Annotated in this window: 3 protein-coding genes; all 3 read right to left on the reverse strand. The window is 45.2% G+C overall.

Going from position 1 to position 2,733, the window contains the following annotated elements; all coding sequences use genetic code 11:
• Window positions 1–642: SulP family inorganic anion transporter (locus V7K76_RS23655; protein ID WP_335030097.1), on the reverse strand; the 642-nt coding region annotated here is incomplete at its 3' end.
• A gap of 28 nt (window positions 643–670) precedes the next feature.
• Window positions 671–2,038, reverse strand: coding sequence for a DUF2252 domain-containing protein (locus V7K76_RS23660; protein WP_334954141.1), 1,368 nt, complete (start codon window positions 2,036–2,038; stop codon window positions 671–673).
• Window positions 2,039–2,413: 375 nt separating this feature from the next.
• A complete protein-coding gene (locus V7K76_RS23665) occupies window positions 2,414–2,662 on the reverse strand; it encodes a hypothetical protein (RefSeq protein ID WP_334954140.1) in 249 nt (82 codons plus the stop codon).
• Window positions 2,663–2,733: the final 71 nt, after the last annotated feature.

Consider the following 2,733-nt stretch of genomic DNA (forward strand, 5'->3'; position numbering starts at 1 on the left):
TGGAAATTTTGGAAGCAATCTGTCGCATAGTTTAACGGTAATCAAGACTGCTAGAGAGATCACGATCGCTAATGGGTTAGCATGGGGCAGACCTTCAAAGGTATTAATGATTTGCTGGATTGGATTATTTCCCCCACCCTTAAGATCCAACAACCCACCTAATTGACCGATCGCTACTTGAATTCCTACCCCAGTCAAGAAACCTACCAACACGGTACGCGACAGAAAATCCGCCAAAAAACCCAGTCGAAACAGGCGTGCTAACAGTAAAAGTCCAGCTACTAAAATGGCGACTAATTCTGAATCCGCTAAATATTGGGAACTCCCTAACACTGCCAAGCCTGATAGCCCAGCCGCTAGGATTGCCGCTGTTGCAGAGTCGGCAGCGACCACCAGATGGCGAGAAGATCCAAAGAGCGCAAACGCCAATGCTGGAAGAATAAGTGTATAAAGACCTGTGGCAATGGGCGTTCCGGCAATCTTTGTGTATCCCATGACTTCAGGAATGCCCAGTGCTGCTAGCACAATACCCGCAACGATATCATTCCCAATTGTGGCTCCAGCCATTGGTAAAATTCCCTGAAACAGGCGAAATCGCTTTTTAGTTGGATGCTGGGCTGTATTTGCGTTCAATTTCTTCATTATTTCGGATTGAAATCCTTGTCCAAAATTATTCTTCGATTGCCTTGACCTGCCCTGCCGCAACTGCATCAGCTAGTGCTTTGTAATCCCGCTCGGTCTGATCGGCGTAAGCTACTGCAAAATTAGCGATCGCCTGCTCAAATGCGTCACTTTGACCGAGATAACCACTAATAGCAAATCGATTCCCCGAACGAGCATGACTGTGCGCCAGCGCCCAACCACATAAATGGGAGTAGCCCTTCAAATCCGTCTGTGACATTCCTTCAATCTCGACGGAAGTTTTCATATCTCTGAGTTGCCGCAGGTAGAAGTCATGACCACTATCGCCTTTTGTCCAGCCCAAGAAGATATCGCTTGCTTCTTGCATCAGATGCTGTCCTGCTACAACCCGTTGGGCATGGTTCTCATAACTACTTTTCCCGGCATAGGGTTCCAGTACTGAAGGACGAGCTTCTTTAATTTGTAGAAACAAAGGGTCATTATCCCCTGTCACCAGGAGGGCAACACCACAGCGTGTACCGACACTGCCAACACCCACTACCTTCATTGCTACATCAACAATCTGATATTGGTCTAGTAAAATACGGGAATCCTCACGTAGGGTTTTCCGATATTTATGAAAAACGGATAACATCTCTGATGCAAGGCGATCTCCAGGTGACGGATGGAATAATTTGGGAGGATTGTCAATAAAACGGCACTGTCCATCCACCGTTTCAGTTAATTTGTGCAGATCCAAGACAGGCTTGAACGCCCTTGCTTTTTTCACTTCACTTTTGACAATATTTAGTTCTTTAGTGTGAGTAGTAAAAGTGAGTAGCGATTCCACCCCAATGTGGGCATACCATACCTCCAGAGCAGTCATTTGGGCGTACTCATTTATATGTTCTCGGTAAGACTGCACAGATGCAATCGCTGCTGCTCGACTGATTTTTTCTCTTAGTTTGAGGTATCTACCTGCTACCACAATACTTGCAGCTAAACGCTTAACATCCCATTCCCAAGGGGCTAAAAGGGTTTCGTCGAAGTCATTGACATCAAAGACGAGATTTCTCTCTGGTGTACCGTATCCACCAAAGTTGGACAAATGGCAGTCTCCACAAGTCTGTACTTTGATTCCTGTCTTGGGAGTTTCGCTCAGATCGGCTGCCATGATATTGGCTGCCCCCCTCAGAAATGCAAAAGGAGATTTCAGCATTCGTCCATACCGAATCGGTACTAATTCCAGTAATCTTCCTTGGTTGGATTCCTCCAGCAGCGCAACTGAGTCAGGACGATTGGGGGCAGGTTTCCACTCTTCATGGCTAGATCGCGGCACTTTATCCCGCAGGGCTTTTCCCATCGCGCTACCTTCAGCACGAGAGAGCCACTGTGGAGGTAAGTTCTGATTTTGCATTTAGGGTTGACCCATCAGTGAGAGGTTAAGGCTATTTAGCTCTTGTCAATAAGTAATAGTAATTGATTGATATTATCTAGATAATCGGGTTCGTCAACAGAATTTTTAGGTTAGCTATGCCGAACTAACAGTCTGTCTCCACTGGGGTTTAGACTAGATTTTCAACTTCTACTATATAGCGGGAGAAGGTGCATTGCTCCTCCGCCTCTACCCATACACGATTATCATTCTGATCAAGGGGATTTTGAGTCTTTTAACTGATTGATAACTTTATCTTAACCTATTACGGATGTAACTATATCTACTTTCTAGCCTCTTACTCTTTTTAGTAATGCATAGCCAAAAGCCCATTGCTCAAAACCCTGAGACAACAAATCATCCGGCTATGTCTTTACCACTCAAGTAATTCATAGCTCTGGGTTTTCTTTTCTTGAGAGGGACTACTGATTTCTTGGGTGCTTGTGGCGGACGGCATTTCTCACAGTAGAGCGGTCGGACACCAAACGTTTCTCGTTGTGTGGGTTGTTCGCACTGCTTACATACAAAGTTAAAAACGCGAGTATGAATTTCCCGCTTGTGCGCTCTAACGGTGTACTCTCTGACTTGGATTTCTTTGCTTGCCATTGCTTATTGCAATTAGTAACTTTTTGGATCTTAGCCTTTGCTAAGAAGATTTCAATGCTCTGGGTAAACAT

This window comes from Nostoc sp., assembly GCF_036917975.1.
GTDB lineage: Bacteria > Cyanobacteriota > Cyanobacteriia > Cyanobacteriales > Nostocaceae > Nostoc.

Coding starts and splice junctions, on each gene's coding strand:
- V7K76_RS23660 (WP_334954141.1), bottom strand. CDS start 2,038: ATGCAAAATCAGAACTTACCTCCACAGTGGCTCTCTCGTGCTGAAGGT.
- V7K76_RS23665 (WP_334954140.1), bottom strand. CDS start 2,662: ATGGCAAGCAAAGAAATCCAAGTCAGAGAGTACACCGTTAGAGCGCAC.